This is a genomic window from Aeromonas rivipollensis, from assembly GCF_010974825.1.
Classification (GTDB): Bacteria; Pseudomonadota; Gammaproteobacteria; order Enterobacterales; family Aeromonadaceae; genus Aeromonas; species Aeromonas rivipollensis.
Genome location: NZ_JAAILA010000005.1, coordinates 31,914 through 48,619 on the forward strand (window position 1 = coordinate 31,914; position 16,706 = coordinate 48,619).

General features: G+C 60.0%; 13 protein-coding genes and 4 tRNA genes. 8 read left to right on the forward strand and 9 right to left on the reverse strand.

Annotation, left to right across the window (positions count from 1 at the left end; all coding sequences use genetic code 11):
- Window positions 1–177: 177 nt before the first annotated feature.
- Window positions 178–990 (forward strand): Cof-type HAD-IIB family hydrolase, encoded by an 813-nt coding sequence (locus G4923_RS03080; protein WP_106887822.1) that lies wholly within the window; start codon window positions 178–180, stop codon window positions 988–990.
- Between the two features lie 59 nt (window positions 991–1,049).
- Here the strand turns inward: G4923_RS03080 and G4923_RS03085 are convergent, their stop codons facing one another.
- From G4923_RS03085 to G4923_RS03110, 6 genes are all read right to left on the reverse strand, one after another.
- The gene (locus tag G4923_RS03085) at window positions 1,050–1,232 is read right to left on the reverse strand and encodes a hypothetical protein (RefSeq protein WP_163135483.1); all 183 of its coding nucleotides are present in this window, start codon (window positions 1,230–1,232) and stop codon (window positions 1,050–1,052) included.
- Entirely contained in the window at window positions 1,229–1,732 is a 504-nt protein-coding gene (locus G4923_RS03090; RefSeq protein ID WP_240455254.1) for an RICIN domain-containing protein, read from the reverse strand. Before G4923_RS03090 ends, G4923_RS03085 begins: the two co-directional genes overlap by 4 nt.
- Window positions 1,733–1,909: 177 nt before the next feature.
- Window positions 1,910–1,986: transfer RNA gene (locus G4923_RS03095), tRNA-Pro, on the reverse strand.
- A gap of 58 nt (window positions 1,987–2,044) precedes the next feature.
- Window positions 2,045–2,130: transfer RNA gene (locus tag G4923_RS03100), tRNA-Leu, on the reverse strand.
- A gap of 20 nt (window positions 2,131–2,150) precedes the next feature.
- Window positions 2,151–2,226: transfer RNA gene (locus G4923_RS03105), tRNA-His, on the reverse strand.
- A gap of 49 nt (window positions 2,227–2,275) precedes the next feature.
- Window positions 2,276–2,352, reverse strand: a tRNA-Arg gene (locus G4923_RS03110).
- A gap of 258 nt (window positions 2,353–2,610) precedes the next feature.
- Between G4923_RS03110 and G4923_RS03115 the strand changes: the two genes are divergently transcribed.
- The 5 genes from G4923_RS03115 to gorA all read left to right on the forward strand — a co-directional run bounded on the left by G4923_RS03115 (window position 2,611) and on the right by gorA (window position 10,906).
- Window positions 2,611–3,201: a TetR/AcrR family transcriptional regulator gene (locus G4923_RS03115; RefSeq protein WP_106885358.1), complete on the forward strand. Its 591-nt coding sequence runs from the start codon at window positions 2,611–2,613 to the stop codon at window positions 3,199–3,201.
- Window positions 3,198–4,304, forward strand: a complete 1,107-nt coding sequence (locus G4923_RS03120) for an efflux RND transporter periplasmic adaptor subunit (RefSeq protein ID WP_111911401.1) — start codon at window positions 3,198–3,200, stop codon at window positions 4,302–4,304. The genes G4923_RS03115 and G4923_RS03120 overlap by 4 nt, the downstream gene beginning before the upstream one ends.
- Before the next feature lie 15 nt (window positions 4,305–4,319).
- Window positions 4,320–7,400: a multidrug efflux RND transporter permease subunit gene (locus G4923_RS03125; RefSeq protein WP_111911399.1), complete on the forward strand. Its 3,081-nt coding sequence runs from the start codon at window positions 4,320–4,322 to the stop codon at window positions 7,398–7,400.
- A gap of 121 nt (window positions 7,401–7,521) precedes the next feature.
- On the forward strand, window positions 7,522–9,480 hold the full coding sequence (locus G4923_RS03130) for an ATP-binding protein (RefSeq protein WP_106885361.1): 1,959 nt from the start codon (window positions 7,522–7,524) through the stop codon (window positions 9,478–9,480).
- Between the two features lie 76 nt (window positions 9,481–9,556).
- On the forward strand, window positions 9,557–10,906 hold the full coding sequence (gene gorA / locus G4923_RS03135; protein WP_111911395.1) for a glutathione-disulfide reductase: 1,350 nt from the start codon (window positions 9,557–9,559) through the stop codon (window positions 10,904–10,906).
- A 371-nt stretch (window positions 10,907–11,277) separates the two neighbouring features.
- On the opposite strand, the gene G4923_RS03140 is transcribed toward gorA, so the two are convergent.
- From G4923_RS03140 to G4923_RS03150, 3 genes are read right to left on the reverse strand one after another with little or no spacing between them, the layout of a single operon-like run.
- Window positions 11,278–12,066: an SDR family NAD(P)-dependent oxidoreductase gene (locus tag G4923_RS03140; RefSeq protein ID WP_111911393.1), complete on the reverse strand. Its 789-nt coding sequence runs from the start codon at window positions 12,064–12,066 to the stop codon at window positions 11,278–11,280.
- Between the two features lie 52 nt (window positions 12,067–12,118).
- On the reverse strand, window positions 12,119–13,123 hold the full coding sequence (locus tag G4923_RS03145; protein WP_111911391.1) for an NADP-dependent oxidoreductase: 1,005 nt from the start codon (window positions 13,121–13,123) through the stop codon (window positions 12,119–12,121).
- An 11-nt stretch (window positions 13,124–13,134) separates the two neighbouring features.
- The gene (locus G4923_RS03150; protein ID WP_240455255.1) at window positions 13,135–14,085 is read right to left on the reverse strand and encodes an alpha/beta fold hydrolase; all 951 of its coding nucleotides are present in this window, start codon (window positions 14,083–14,085) and stop codon (window positions 13,135–13,137) included.
- A gap of 29 nt (window positions 14,086–14,114) precedes the next feature.
- On the opposite strand from G4923_RS03150, the gene G4923_RS03155 reads away from it, so the two are divergent.
- Together G4923_RS03155 and kdpA are read left to right on the forward strand one after the other, a co-directional pair.
- Entirely contained in the window at window positions 14,115–14,633 is a 519-nt protein-coding gene (locus tag G4923_RS03155; RefSeq protein WP_239497111.1) for a winged helix-turn-helix transcriptional regulator, read from the forward strand.
- Between the two features lie 328 nt (window positions 14,634–14,961).
- Entirely contained in the window at window positions 14,962–16,641 is a 1,680-nt protein-coding gene (gene kdpA / locus G4923_RS03160) for a potassium-transporting ATPase subunit KdpA (protein WP_111911387.1), read from the forward strand.
- Window positions 16,642–16,706 lie beyond the last annotated feature (65 nt).

Consider the following 16,706-nt stretch of genomic DNA (forward strand, 5'->3'; position numbering starts at 1 on the left):
GCCAGGGGAGTGGCCAGCGTTTCGTGTCCAAAATGGCGTCACCTGCCACCCAGGCGCGGCCTGGTCCGGCACGGCAACAGACCCCGGGACTGGTTATTTTTTGGATCCCTAAATAAATGGGGTGACGCAAGACGCTGGGGTACACTGCCCCGGCGTTCCACTGATGCCGAGGTAATGATGTTCAAGGTAGTTGTGTCCGATCTCGATGGTACCCTGCTCAACGGGCAGCACCAGATCTCCCCCCGCACCCGGGATACCCTGCACCGTCTGGTGGATCAGGGGATCAAGTTCGTGGTGGCCACCGGCCGTCACCATGTGGATGTGCGCAGCATCCGCGATGCCCTGGGGCTGGATATCTACCTCATCACCTCCAACGGCGCCGTGGTACACGACAAGCAGGATACGCTCGTCTTCAACCAGGCACTGCCGAGCACTGTGGCGGCCGAACTGATCGCGCTGGAGCGCGACCCCTCCATCCACATCAACGTCTACTACGGCGACGAGTGGCTGGTGGAAGAGGAGATGCCCTGGCTGCTGCAGTTCCATCACGATTCCGGCTTCAGCTATCGCCTGACCGATCTCGCCAGCCACCCGCTGGACAAGATCAACAAGGTCTTCTACATCGGCGAACACGAGAAACTGCTGCAGATAGAGGCTGAGCTCAACCAGCGTTATGGTGATCGAGTCAACGTCACCTTCTCCCTGCCGGATTGCCTCGAGGTGATGCACGCCGGGGTACACAAGGGCAATGCCGTGCGCGCCGTGCTGGAGCAGCATGGCCTTGAGATGTCCCAGGCGGTCGCCTTCGGTGATGGCATGAACGACTTCGAGATGCTGAGCATGGTGGGCCGGGGTGTGGTGATGGGCAACGCCCATGATCGTCTCAAGCTTGCCCTGAGCGAACACGACAGAACCCTGAGTTCGGATGAGGATGGCGTCGCCGTCTATCTGGAGCAGCTGTTCGCCATCAATCAGACTGGCGCGGCCTGATCCCTGCCATCATGGCGATCTCCCCGGGATCGCCATGACACTATGGCGCGCGAGCGCCATCATCGTTTGAAGCCGTGGTTGCACTCCTTGCACCAGTATTGCCGGGAGATCTGGCGATCCAGGGTGCGACCCAGCCATAGCCCGACCCCCCCACAGGTTGCACCACCGACCAGAGCGCCGCTCAGGGCCCCTGCGATGGCGCCCCCTACGCCACCCAGTGTGACCCCAGTCAAGAGTCTCATCCGCTGAGGCCAGGCAGGCCAAGGCGATCCAGCAGGCTGCCGGTCGGCGTCCAGGTAAAACTCTGATTGGCGCCACCGTAGCACTCGGCCAGTCGTAGCGGCACGGCGGCTCTGTGGCGGCGACCAGCCACATCCAGACACAGTGAAACCTGCCGGTTGAACAGTCTATCCCCCTGCCACTGCCATTGACGGCTGTCGTCCTGACACTCTCCCACGGCGAGGCCGTCGTCCCCCCTGGCGATCAGGCAACCCTGCGCCAGCTGCAAGGCCCCCTCATCCCAGGTGAACAGCTGGCGGGGGCTCTGATCGCAAGGCTGGGTGAGCAGGCTACCTTGCTCGCTCAGGGCCACGCAGAAGCCGCCGCCAGTTACCAGGGTGGCCGGGGGAACCGGCGTTGATCTGGGGGCGGCCCCCATCAGCAGACTCTCAGGTCTCGGCTGCAAGGCACAACCGCCGAGCAACAGTGCCATCAGGGCGAGCAATCGGATGTGAAAGGGCATGATGATGCATAGGCCTGTGTCTGAATGGGTCGCGGGTGTCCACTATTCTGGTGGCTCCCGGCCAAGCATACCGAACTCGCGGCGAACAGGCGCCTGCAGAAATGTAAGAAGAGGTGACAGAGGAATGATAGATACACAGAAAAGCAAAAACCCCGCCGAAGCGAGGTTTTCAGAATGTGGTCGGTGATAAAGGATTCGAACCTTTGACCCTCTGGTCCCAAACCAGATGCGCTACCGGGCTGCGCTAATCACCGATGGGTATTTCCAAAATACAAAGATGACCATGTGGTCATCCTCGTCATACAGCAAGTATGGTGCGAAGAGAGGGACTCGAACCCTCACACCCGGGGGGCACTAACACCTGAAGCTAGCGCGTCTACCAATTCCGCCACCTTCGCATACCTGACAAGCTGTAAAATGGGGTGGCTGATGGGGCTCGAACCCACGACAACCGGAATCACAATCCGGGACTCTACCAACTGAGCTACAGCCACCACAGCTGTTTTGTTCCACAAAAACGCCCGCTTAACTGGCGCACTTTGATGGTGCGCCCGACAGGATTCGAACCTGTGACCTCTGCCTCCGGAGGGCAGCGCTCTATCCAGCTGAGCTACGGGCGCTACGCTGTCGAACGGGGCGCATTATTGATGATGGCGCCCACCTTGTCTACTCTTTTTTTATCCCCACGGTTCAAGTGTTTGTTTTTCAATCTTTTCGTGCACTTTTATACCTCTTCTTCAGCCATTCGGCCAAAAACGTCCTCACTCGGCCCGCTTTTGGATCCTCTTCTGGCAGTAAAGTGGCTGGCATCCCTTGACTTGCTTTCCTCTCCACCTAGAATGAATGAACGTTCATTCACTCGCTGAAGTCTGATCATCATGGATAAAAAAGAACGGATTTTCGAGGCAGCGCACGAAATCCTCGGCGAGCAGGGCTTCTACGGCCTTTCCATCGCCGCAGTTGCCAAGAAAGCCAAGGTAGCGGCAGGCACCATCTATCGCTACTTCAGCGACAAGGATGATCTTGTCCGCCAGCTTTATCAGCACACCATTCTCAAGTGTCATCCCTTGGTCATGGAAGATGTGCAGATAGAAGAGGTGTCATATCGGCAGTATCGACGCCTCTGGCTCAATATCGACGCCCTCTTTGCCAGCCATCCCAATGTACTGAAATGCAAATTGCAGTACGAAAGTTCTCCATTGGGGGCTGAATTGGAGCGGGATCCGGTCATAATGGCGACATGGGCCCCACTTGAGCGTTTCTTCGAACAGGGACGCCAGCAGGGCCTGTTCATCGATTTGCCCGTTCTGGTGCTGCAGGCCCTGAGCCTGAGCTGCGTGGTCAACCTGGTACAACAACGCCAGGCTCACGAATTTGAGTTGACGCAAGAACAGTTGGAGACGGTCATCCGGGCCAGCTGGAATGCCATTTTAAACCCTAATTATTCCATCACAGGAGCCTGTTCATGAAAAAGTGGATGGCCATCATGTTGCTGATAGCACTCGCCCTGTTCGGCAGTGTCATCGGCTTCAATATGTTCAAGCAGAAGAAGATTGCAGAGTTCATGGCCAATCGACCCGAGCCCGAGTTCCCGGTGACCGCCATGGTGACCAAGGCGCAAGACTGGGTCCCCACCATAGAGGCGATCGGCTTCATCGAGCCTAACCAGGGGGTTACTCTTTCCAGTGAGCTGGCGGGCACCATAAACAAGATCAGCTTCGAATCCGGGGCTCAGGTCAAGGCGGATCAACTGCTGCTGAGCCTGGACTCCAGCGTGGAGAAGGCCAACCTGAACGCCTCCCAGGCCAGGCTGCCTGCGGCTCGTGCCAAGTTCGAGCGCTACCAGAACCTGTACCAGAAGAACTCCATCTCCCGGGATCAGCTGGATGATGCCGAAGCGGCCTATCGCTCACTGGAAGCGGACATCGACAGCCTGAAGGGCACCATAGCCCGCCGCGAAGTCCGCGCCCCCTTCGGTGGCGTCGTGGGTCTGCGCAACGTCTTCCTCGGCCAGTACCTGGAACCCGGTACCGAGATAGTGCGACTGGAAGACACCAGCGTGATGCGCCTGCGCTTCACCGTGCCCCAGACCGACATCTCCAAGATTTCCCTCGGTCAGACCGTCAAGATCAACGTGGATGCCTATCCCCAGACCCAGTTTGACGGCCAGATCACCGCCATCGAACCTGCCGTCAACTACCAGAGCGGCCTGATCCAGGTGCAAGCCAACATCCCGAACAACGACGGCCAGCTGCGCTCCGGCATGTTTGCCCGCGCCAGCATCATATTGCCCACGGTGAAAGACCAGATTGTGATCCCGCAGTCTGCCATCTCCTTCACCCTCTATGGCGAGAACGTCTACGTCATTCACGAGGCAGACGGCGTGAAACGCGCCAAGCAGGTGGTGGTGAAGGCGGGTGAGCGTCGCGGCAATGATGTCCATGTGTTGTCCGGCATCAAGGCTGGCGATCAAATCGTGCTGTCGGGTCAGGTTCGCCTGAGCAACGATACCAAGGTGCACGTGGTCGAAAACGATGCCCTTGCCGTTCCGGCACAAACCCCGATGCTGTAAGCGCGGAGATCTGCGATGCGATTTACTGACATATTCATAAAACGGCCGGTGCTGGCGATCTCGCTCAGCTTCCTGATAGCCCTGCTGGGCTTCCAGGCCATCTTCAAGATGCAGGTGCGGGAATATCCCGAGGTGATCAACACCGTCATCACGGTCAACACCAGCTACTATGGCGCCAGCTCGGATCTGATCCAGGGCTTCATCACCCAGCCCCTGGAGCAGGCGGTCGCGCAAGCCGACAATATCGACTTCATGACCTCCTCCAGCCAGCTGGGCAGCTCCACGGTGACGGCTTACATGAAGCTGAACACCGACCCCAACGCCGCGCTGTCCGACATCCTGGCCAAGGTCAACTCGGTGCGCTCCCAGTTGCCCAAAGAGGCGGAAGACCCTTCGGTCACCTCCTCCACGGGTTCCACCACTGCGGTGCTCTACATGGGCTTCACCAGCCCCGAGCTGAACTCCAGCCAGATCACCGACTACCTGGAGCGGGTCATCAAGCCCCAGCTGTTCACCGTGGGCGGGGTATCCAAGGTTGACCTCTACGGCGGGGTCGAGTTTGCCCTGCGGGTGTGGCTGGATCCGGCCAAGATGGCCGCCTTCGACCTGACCGCCAGCGACGTGATGACTGTGCTAAACAGCAACAACTATCAGTCCGCCACCGGTCAGGCCACCGGCTATTTCACCCTGTTCAACGGCAATGCCGAGACCCAGGTCAGCAATACCGACGAGCTCAAGCGTCTGGTGGTAGCGACCCGGGATGGCAAGGTGATCCGCCTCTCCGACATCGCCAAGGTGTCGCTGGAGAAGAGTCACGACATCTATCGCGCCAGCGCCAACGGCCGTGAAGCCGTGGTCTTGGCCATCAACGCCGCGCCGACCGCCAACCCCATCAACATCGCCCACGATGTGCTGGAGCTGCTGCCAAGCCTGAAGAGCAACATGCCGAGCACCATGCAGGTCAACATCCTGTATGACTCCACCATCGCCATCAACGAGTCCATCCACGAGGTCATCAAGACCATACTGGAAGCGGCCGCCATAGTACTGGTGGTGATCACCCTGTTCCTCGGCTCCTTCCGGGCCGTCATCATCCCGATCATCACAATACCGCTGAGTCTCATCGGCGTGGTGATGATGATGGACATGTTCGGTTTCTCCATCAACCTGATGACACTGCTGGCCATGGTGCTCGCCATCGGTCTGGTGGTGGATGACGCCATAGTGGTGCTGGAGAACGTCGATCGTCACATCAAGGAGGGGGAAGAACCCTTCAGGGCCGCCATCATAGGCACCCGGGAGATAGCCGTACCCGTCATCGCCATGACGGTGACCCTGGCTGCGGTGTACGCGCCTATCGCCCTGATGGGGGGCATCACAGGCTCCCTGTTCAAGGAGTTCGCGCTGACCCTAGCGGGGGCCGTGTTCGTCTCCGGCATCATAGCCCTGACCCTGTCGCCCATGATGTGCTCCAAGATGCTCAGGGCCAACGAGACCCCGAGCAAGTTCGAGAGCACTGTGCATCACCTGCTGGATCGGATGACGGCCCGCTACGACAGCATGCTGCATGCTGTCATGCAGCGCCGCATCGTGGTCATACTGTTCGCCGTCATAGTGTTCGGCAGCCTGCCGCTGCTGTTCAAGTTCATCCCGAGCGAGCTGGCCCCGTCCGAGGATAAGGGCGTCATGGCCGTGCTGGGGACGGCACCGTCCAATGCCAACCTGGACTACATCGAAAACACCATGGCGGACGTGAACAAGGTGCTGGATGACCAGCCCGAGATCGCCTACTCCCAGGTCTTCTCCGGGGTGTTCAACGCCAACCAGGCCTTCGGCATCGCCTCCATGGTGCCCTGGAGCCAGCGTGAGGCGAGCCAGAAAGAGGTGCTTGATCGGGTGGCCGGTCTGGTGAAGGACATCCCCGGGATGGCCATCACCACCTTCCAGTTCCCCGAGCTGCCAGGTGCCTCCAGCGGTCTGCCCATCCAGTTCGTCATCACCACCCCGAACAGCTTCGAGAGCCTGTTCCTGATCGCGGGTGAGATGCTGGCGGCGACCCAGGCCAACGGCCAGTTCGTCTATTCGGATCTCGATCTGAACTACGACTCGGCCACCATGAAGATCAGCATCGACAAGGACAAGGCCGGTGCCTACGGCATCACCATGCAGGACATAGGTACCACCATGGGCACCATGATGGCGGACGGCTACGTCAACCGGATCGATCTGGATGGCCGCTCCTACGAGGTGATCCCCCAGGTGGAGCGCAAGTACCGTCTCAACCCCGAGTCCATCAAGGGTTACTACGTGCGCGCCGCCGACGGCAAGTCGATCCCGCTGGGCAGCCTGATCAAGATTGAAGTGGTTGGCGAGCCCCGCGCCCTGCCCCACTTCAACCAGCTGAACTCCGCCACCATAGGCGCCGTACCGGCACCCGGCGTGGCCATGGGGGATGCGATCAACTGGTTCAAGGCCACCGCCGAAGAGAAGCTGCCGCAAGGCTATCGCTACGACTTCATGGGGGAAGCCCGCCAGTTCGTGACCGAGGGCAATGCGCTCTACGCCACCTTCGCCCTGGCCCTGGCCATCATCTTCCTGGTGCTGGCCATCCAGTTCGAGTCGGTGCGTGACCCCCTGGTGATCATGGTGTCGGTCCCCCTTGCCATCAGCGGGGCCCTGATTGCCCTGGCATGGGGCCTGGCCACCATGAACATCTACTCCCAGGTGGGCCTCATCACCCTGGTCGGTCTGATTACCAAGCACGGTATTCTGATCTGCGAGGTGGCGAAGGAGGAGCAGCTGCTGCACGGCATGAACCGGATGCAGGCCGTGATGCAGGCTGCCAAGGTGCGTCTGCGTCCCATCCTGATGACCACGGCGGCCATGATAGCCGGCCTGATCCCGCTGCTCTATGCGGCAGGCGCGGGCGCGGCCCAGCGCTTCAGCATCGGCATCGTCATAGTGGCGGGTCTGGCCATCGGCACCCTGTTCACCCTGTTCGTGCTGCCGGTGATCTACACCTTCCTGGCCTCGGAGCACAAACCGCTGCCGGAATTCGACGAGTCCATTCCAGCCAAGGCGAAAGGAAACCATTGATCCTCAGCCAACAGCAACAAGGCCCCGAAAGGGGCCTTATTTTTATCCATTTGATGGCACACGACATGAGTCCATGAAGCAGTTAAACTAGGCCGTTCGCAATCCAGACCGCAAGGATGCCATGTCAGGAATCTTCTCCAAGGCCATAGGCCTTAACGGACTCTCTTATCGTCTGCTTTCCTACATTCTGATCTGCAGCACAGTGCTGGCGCTGGTCATCACTGTGTTGCAGCTCGCCTGGGACTACAACAAGGATGTCACCGTCATAGAGGCCAGCATCGACCAGATCGAGGCCTCCTTCCTGCAACCCATCTCCGCCAGCCTGTGGAACCTGGATGAAGAGCAGGTCAAGGTGCAGATCGAAGGCATCATGAACCTGCCCAACATGCAGTTCGTCATGGTCAAGGAGATGCTGGGCAACTCTGAAGTGCCGCTGCTGACCCAGGGGGTGGAGCAGGCGCAATACGATATCTCCCGCGAATTCAGCCTCACCTATCAGGGAGAGGTGGTCGGCAAGCTGTTCGTCGCCGCCACCCTGGATCAGGTCTATCAGCGGCTGATCGAGAAATCGGTGCTGATCCTGGTCAGCCAGACCATCAAGACCCTGGTCGTCTCGCTCTGCATCCTGGTCATCATCTATTACCTGGTGATCCGTCATATCAACCGCATCGTCAGCTACGCCCAGAAACTGAGTCTGGATCGGCTGGCGGTGGAGCTGACGCTGGAAGGGCGTCCCCTGCCCCGCAAGCACCCGGACGAGTTCGATGCGCTGGCCGCCACCCTCAACCAGATGCGCACCCGATTGAACGACGAGTTCAACGCCCGCCATCAGGCGGCGGATCAGCTCCAGCAGGAGCGGGACTTCTCCGCCACCCTGATCAACTCCGCCAACATGGTCATCTGCTGCATGGAGCCGGATCTCAACATCGCCAGCATCAACCCGGCCGCCATACTGCTCACCGGCTACCACCACGAGGAGCTGCTGCAGCACAACTGGCTGGATCTCTTCGTCAGCGAGGAGCAGCGGGCCGAGCTGGCGGCCACCCTGGCGGATCAGGGCTCCCTCGAGGACAGGGAGATCACCATGCATGACCAGCAGGGCAGCGAGCTCGTCCTGCAGTGGACCTTCGCCCCCTTCTACGAGGGGCCGAATCTCAAGTATCTGATTGGCTTCGGTTATGACATCACCCCCCTCAAGAAGGTGGAGCGGGAAATCATACTGTTCAACGAACAGCTGGAAGGCAAGGTGGCGGAGCGTACCCGCAGCCTGAGCGATGCCAACGACCAGCTGGGCAAGGCCTATGACGATCTGAAGCAGGCGCAGCAGACCCTGGTGGAGTCGGAGAAGATGGCCTCCCTGGGTTCCCTGGTGGCCGGCGTGGCCCACGAGATAAACACCCCCATCGGCATCAGCGTCACGGCCTCCTCCTATCTGCAGGAGCGGGTGGCCGACTTCAAGCAGCACCTCGAGGCCAAGCAGCTGTCGCGCTCCTATCTCAACGAGTTCACCCAGAACCTCGACGAGTCGATGCAACTGCTGCAGGGCAACCTGAGGCGGGCCTCCGAGCTCATCGCCAGCTTCAAGCAGGTGGCGGTGGATCAGTCGTCCGAGGCGCGCTACAACTTCAGCCTCGCCGACAACCTGCATCAGGTGGTGGTCTCCCTCGGCTACAAGTTGAAAAAGGCCCAGTGCGAGGTCGACATCCAGTGCGATCCCAAGCTGGCCATCTACTCCTTCCCCGGCAGCTTCACCCAGATCTATTCCAATCTGATCCTCAACTCCATCCATCACGGTTTCGACGGCTGGGACAGGCCCAAGAAGATCACCATCAGGGTCGAGCAGCAGGGTGACGAACTCGTCATCGATTACAGTGACAACGGTCGCGGCATCCCCCCGGAGATACTGCCGCGCATCTTCGATCCCTTCGTCACCTCCAAGCGGGGCCAGGGTGGCAGCGGGCTCGGCACCCACATCATCTACAACCTGGTGGTGCAACTGCTCCGTGGTCGCATCCATTGCGCCAGCGAACCGGGCCAGGGTGCCCAGTTCCATATCCGCCTGCCGATCCGGCAGAACTGAGCGCCGGCTCTTGTGAGCCGGCCACTTTGTCCCCATCATGCTGTGATTGCATTCTTAACGAGCGGAGAACCTCGCAATGGCACAGCATTTTGACTATATCGCCATCGGCGGCGGCAGCGGCGGCATCGCCTCGGCCAACCGGGCTGCCATGTACGGCAAGAAAGTCGCCCTGATTGAAGCCAAAGAGCTGGGGGGTACCTGCGTCAACGTCGGCTGCGTGCCGAAGAAGGCCATGTGGTATGCCGGCCAGATCGCCGATGCCCTGAGATACGGGGCCGACTACGGCTTCGACACCACACTCAATCACTTCAGCTGGGCCAAGCTGGTCGAGTCCCGTCAGGCCTATATTGGCCGCATCCACAAGTCCTACGAGAACGTACTGGGCAAGAACCAGATCACCGTCATCAAGGGCTTCGCCCGTTTCGTCAGCAGCAACACTATCGAGGTTGATGGCGAGCAGTACAGCGCCGATCACATACTGATCGCCACCGGCGGCCGCCCCGAAGTCCCGACCATACCGGGCGCCGAACTCGGCATCGACTCCGACGGCTTCTTCGATCTGCAAGCCCAGCCAAGACGGGTCGCCGTGGTCGGTGCCGGCTATATCGCGGTCGAGATCGCCGGCGTAATGCAGGCCCTCGGCTCAGAGACCCATCTGGTGGTGCGCAAGCACGCGCCGCTGCGCAACTTCGACCCCATGATCCACGAGACCCTGGTGGAGATCATGGCCCAGGAAGGGCCCAAGCTGCACACCCACGCCGTGCCCAAGGCCGTGGTCAAGAACGCCGACGGCAGCCTGACCCTGCAACTGGAAGATGGCCGTCACCTCACTGTGGACTGCCTGATCTGGGCCATAGGCCGTGTGCCCGCCACCGACAACCTCAACCTGGCCGCCACCGGCATCACCCTGGACGAGCAGGGCTTCATCCCGACCGACAAGTTCCAGAATACCGCCGTCGCCAACCTCTATGCGGTGGGTGACAACACGGGGCGCATCCAGCTCACCCCAGTGGCCGTCGCGGCCGGTCGTCGCCTCTCGGAGCGGCTGTTCAACAACAAGCCCGACGAGCACCTCAACTACGATCTGGTGCCGACCGTGGTGTTCAGCCACCCGCCCATAGGCACCATAGGGCTGACCGAGCCGGAGGCCATCGCCGAGTATGGCGAGAGCCAGGTCAAGGTCTACCGCAGCCAGTTCACCGCCATGTATTCGGCCCTGACCCAGCATCGCCAGCCCACCCGCATGAAGCTGGTCTGCGTCGGCCCCGAGGAGAAGGTGGTCGGCCTGCACGGCATCGGCTTTGCGATGGACGAGATACTGCAAGGTTTCGGCGTCGCCATGAAGATGGGGGCCACCAAGGCGGACTTCGACAACTGCGTCGCCATTCACCCGACCAGTGCGGAAGAATTTGTGACAATGCGATAAGCATGGTTGAAGCTGGCCTGTCATTATCAGGCCAGCTCCAACAACTGCGTTCCCACGCCTCATCCCTCCAGCGCGAAAGAGTTTGTGACAATGCGATAAGCACGTCGAAGCCGGCCTGATCACCATCAGGCCGGCTTCGACAACCGAATTTCCCTTTCCTCCCCTCCTCCCAACTTCATGAAAGAGTGGGCCACCACACGCTAACCACTTCCTGTAGCAGTGCTATCACCAACAGGCGAGATTCGATCACGGTCTGCGCATCAGTACCGCCATCACACTGCGGCTCTTCCGCAGTAGGCTGTCAGGTTGGGTGGCATGACGAGCGAATCTCCTCGCATTGCATTCAAGTCCAATCTGGCACATTAAGGTGTTCAGGCTTGCGGCTGATATCGTTCGGCCGCATGGGCTTGGCGAAGATCCGACATCAGCCCTTGACGTGCATCATCCAGAGCGGTCCAGCGTTCGGCGACATGAAGCGGTGGAATCGTCACCAACTCGCGGCGATCGAACCCTACCAGTGCTGCATCAACCAGCTCACCCACTTCCATAACCTCGGGGAGAGTGCTGACATCCACACCTGCATGCGCCCAAATTTCGGTGCGGGTTGTGGCCGGCAACACGGCTTGCACGTAGACCCCTTTGGGTGACAGTTCATGAGCCAGCCCCTGCGACAAAAACAGCACGTAGGCTTTGGTCGCACCGTAGAGAGAGATACCGAACTCGGGCGAAAATCCCACCACCGAACCGATGTTGACGATGCTCCCCGTGCCGGATTGCGCAAGGCGCGGTGCGATCGCTGCGGCGAGCCGCGTTAATGCGGTTATGTTCAGTGCGATCTGGGATTCGATGGCCTCGGGAGATTGATCCAGGAAGCTCCCGGATTGCGGCATGCCTGCATTGTTAATGAGGATGCCGATACGTGCATCATGCCGCAGGCGAGTTTCCAGTGCCGGCAGCTCTGCCGAATTGGTCAGGTCAGCCTGCAGCACCTCAACGGCTATCTGGTGTTGCTCACGCAGGCGCATGGCCAGCGCATCCAGGCGCGACTTGTTGCGCGCAACAAGAACAAGATCGTGGCCACGGCGAGCAAAACGTTCGGCATAGGTGGCACCGATACCACTGGAGGCGCCGGTGATAAAGACGGTCGGAAGTGGGGTCATGGTATTTTCCTTGATATGGATGGAGTGGGTGAACGAGCCAATGCGGCCGTGATCACTGCTTGATGCTGACGACGACCTTGCCCCGGGCGTGCCCCTTGGCAAGGTATTCCAGCGCCTCTTTGGCCTGGTCGAACGGGAATACCTTGTCGATGACCGGCTTGATGCGTTGAGCATCGAGCAGCTCGCCGATTTCGGTGAGTTGGTCACCATCGGGACGCACAAACAGGAACGAGTAGGCGACGTTCCGCTTGTTCGCCCGCGACCTGATTTTTCTGCTCATCAACCCGAACAGGAGGCGGAGCAATACGTTCAGCCCCCGGGCACGCGCGAAGGCAGCATCCAGCGGGCCGGTGAGGGAGATAATCTTGCTGCCCGGCTTGAGGATATCGATGGCTTTTTCGATCGCATCTCCCCTGACCGTCCCCAGCACGGTGTCGTAGCCGTGCAGTTGGTGCTCGAATGCCTGTTGCTTGTAATCGACCACCTCATCGGCCCCCAGCTCGCGCACCAGCTCGATGTTACCGGTGCTGACGGTAGTGCCCACCTTGGCCCCCAGCAGCTTGGCAAGCTGGATAGCAAAGGTGCCGATGCCACCGGATCCGGCAGGGATAAACACCTTCTGGCCAGCCTGCAGATTGGCGCGCTCCTTCAGTGCTTGCCATGAGGTGAGCCCGACCATAGGGATCGAGGCGGCTTGCACGAAATCCAGATTGGCTGGTTTCAACGCCGCTGCGCGCTCAGGCACCACCGCAAATTCGGCCAGCGATCCGGTACCGAGATCGAAAATAGTGGCGAAAACGGCATCGCCCGGTTTGAAACGGGTCACCTGACTGCCAACCTCGGTCACGACACCGGCCAGATCGCTGCCCAATGTGGCGGGAAGCTGAAAATGAAGCACAGGTTTGAACATTCCGGTCGGAATCATGTTGTCGATCGGGTTCAGGCCGGCGGCATAAACCTGAACCAGCAGTTCGTCCGCCTTCAGCACAGGACGGGGGATATCCGTGATCCCAATCTCCGGCGACTTGCCGTAGCGTTTGAATGTGAGTGCTTTCATGGTTCGGTCATTTATCCTTGGCTGTGCATCGGGGTCAGGTCTGCGTCATCCGCGAGGAAGGCCAGCACCTCGGGTACAAAGGCCCGATAGTGCTGAAAGACGCCACCGTGCCCCGAGTCGGGGTAAATCGTCAGTCGGGCATTCGGCAACCGGCGAGCCATGTCTGCTGACAGTCGGCTATCGACCATCAGGTCATGGTCACCATTGGCCACGAACACCGGTTGTGTGATGACCGAGAGATCATCCGGCACACTCAATCCAGCACTCCGGATCGCCTTGAGCTGGGCATATCTGGCCTGCAGGGAGATGGGCTGGTCACGGTCAGTCGTGCGCTCTTTCAGGCGAGAGAAGTACTCTTTTGCCGCGCGCTTGCCATCCGGTGTGCGGGGGAAAAATAGGAAGTGGCGCGGATCGTTCAGCGTCAATGCCGCTTTGAGGTAGGCGGTGGCGGCAATCTTGTTGATCTCGTCGATACCGCCACCTCCCCGCGGCCCGGTTCCGGCAAGCACAATCCGGCGCACCAGATCCGGCGCCTGCAAAGCCACCATTTGCGCTACACCACCGCCTAACGAAAACCCGAGCAGATCGACCTGCGGCAATCCCATGGCGCGAATAAAGGCGATGGCATCACGTCCCATCTCCTCGATGGTATGCGGAACCACGCCACCCGAGGCGCCGACTCCGCGATTATCGAAAGCGATAACCCGGCGCTTCGCGGCGATGCCGTCGATAACACCGGGATCCCAGTCATCGAGTACCGCCATCAGATGGTGCAAAAAGATCACCGGCACACCGGTGTCGGGGCCCAGCGCCCGATAGGCAAACGATGTTCCGTTCACATCAAGGGTGCGGGTCGGCACATCTTTCCAATGTATATCCCCCGTCTGCCGCATTGCCGTGACTGGGTTCTGACCGGCTGGTCCCCCGGCTGTCGGGACGATACTTGTCCTGTTGTTACCCATGACCGAGATCTCCGTGTTGGATGGATTGTGTGTCGTCGCAGTGTTACTATCAAATTGATACCAACATTACTGTCAATTCATCACCAAGTCACTATCAAAACGATATGAACAAAAAAAATAGTTACGACACCCCATGCCCGATCGCGCGCAGCATCGCTGTTGCTGGTGATGCCTGGTGCCTATTGATCCTGCGCGATGCCCATGCAGGCCTCACTCGCTTTGACCAGTTCCGGAAAAATCTGGGGATAGCCCCCACGATGCTGACTCGCCGACTGGCGACACTGACTGAAGAGGGCTTGCTGGAAAAAAGGCTCTACTCGGAACACCCTCCGCGCGAGGAGTATCTGCTGACCACAGCCGGTCGCGATTTTCTACCGATACTCTTCATGATTGGTGAGTGGGGTCGCCAATATCGGGGCGACAACAACCTGATCCGTTTCTTCGACATGGAGGCTGGCACAGAGATTAGAGCCGTCGCGGTAGATGAAGTGACTGGCGCGAAGATTGGAACCCGCCCTCTGCGCATGGTGATGCCTGATGAAGACTGACAGGTGATTTGGCAATGGTGTCATCCTTCACTTCAACCCGGTCCAGGCCGGGTTTTTTGATCTCCTCCCACTCGCTCCCCTCTGAAAGCGGCCTTCTTTACGCCGATTTTACGCTCCCCCAATGCCCCTTTATGGCGCCTTTACGCCGGTTTTACATACCCTTTCAGCGTCAATGACACCAACGGAGTCGATATGGATTTGCATCGACTCTCGACGCTAATTATCTCAACGGAGTCGTTATGAATTGGCTATATCTGCTGCTGGTCCTCGCCCTGATGGGTTACCTGATGCGCGCACTCACGCGTAGTCACGAGTGAGGAACTAGAACATGTGGCAAGAAATAATCTATCCGGTGGCCTTCGTGCTGCTGGTGCTGCTGCCGGCCCCCCTGCTCGGCAGCTATATGTATCGGGTGTTCGAGGGCAAGAGTCGCTGGCTCGCGCCGGTCGAGCGCGCCACCCTGGCCTGCTGTGGCACGGATGGACGGGAGCAGGACTGGAAGTCCTACGCCCTCAGCCTGCTGGCCTTCAACGGTGCCGGTTTCGGTCTGCTGTTCCTGATCCTGATGGCCCAGGGCCTGCTGCCCCTCAACCCGCAACAGCTGCCGGGTCTGAGCTGGCAACTCGCCTTCAACACCGCCGTCAGCTTCATGACCAATACCAACTGGCAAGCCTATTCCGGTGAGGCCAGCCTCTCCTACTTCAGCCAGATGGTGGGGCTCACCACCCAGAACTTCGTCTCCGCCGCCACTGGTGCCACAGTCGCCGTCGCGCTGTTCCGCGGTCTCTCCCGCCAGCAGACCATACACCTTGGCAACTTCTGGCAGGATCTGGTGCGCTTCTGCCTCTACGTGCTGCTGCCCATGGCGTTGGTCATGGCGCTGCTGCTGGTCTGGCAAGGGGTTCCCCAGAGTCTGTCGGCCTATCTGCCGTTCCACGCCCTGGAAGGTCAGGAGCAGCTGCTGCCGCTCGGCCCTGCCGCCTCGCAGATCGCCATCAAGCAGCTCGGCTCCAACGGTGGCGGCTTCTTCGGCGTCAACTCGGCCCACCCGTTCGAGAACCCGACAGCCCTCTCCAACTGGCTGGAGATGGTCACCCTGCTGACCATTCCCGCCGCCCTGGTCTGTACCCTGGGCCGTTACGTGAAGGATTCCGGCCACGGCCGCGCCATCCTCTCCGCCATGACGCTGCTGTTCGTGCTGGGGCTCGGCCTCTCCGTCTATCAGGAGTTGCAACCGGATCCGGCGCTCGCCCAGCTCACCACCCAGGCAGGCAACTGGGAAGGCAAGGAGAGCCGCTTCGGCCCCGTGCTCTCCAGCATCTGGGAAGTGGCGACCACCTCGGCCTCCAACGGCTCGGTCAACGCCATGCACGACAGCTTCACCCCGCTGGGTGGCATGGTCGGCATGATCAACATGCTGCTCGGTGAAGTCATCTTCGGCGGCGTGGGTGCCGGTATCTACGGCATGATGCTGTTCGTGCTGCTGACCGTATTCCTGTGCGGCCTGATGGTAGGGCGCACACCGACCTATCTCGGCAAGCGCCTCGGGATCACCGAGATGAAATGGGTGGTCGCCAGCATGCTGGTGATGCCGGTCGGGGTTCTGGTGATCGGCGGGGTAACGCTGCTGATGCCGGATGCCGCCACCATCATGGGTCACGACGGTCCTCACGGCCTGTCACGCCTCATCTATGCCTACGCCTCGGCCGCCGGCAACAACGGCTCGGCCTTCGGGGGCTTCGCCGCCGCAGACAACTGGCAGTGCGTCGCCATAGGTCTGGCCATGCTGCTCGGTCGCTTCGGCTACATCATTCCGGTGCTGGCCATCGCCGGTCAGCTCTCGCGCGCCTCGCAACAGGATGCCGGCGAGGGTGACTTCCCCATCCGCGGCCCGCTGTTCATCACCTTGCTAATCATCACTGTGCTGCTGATAGGCGGTCTCTCCTTCCTGCCGGTACTGGCGCTGGGCCCCGTCGCCGAGCATCTCCTGATACTGGGAGCGCTCTGATGACCCTGTCCATGTCAGTCACCTTACCGATGCCAATGGTCGAACATCTGATGCTGGGAGCATTC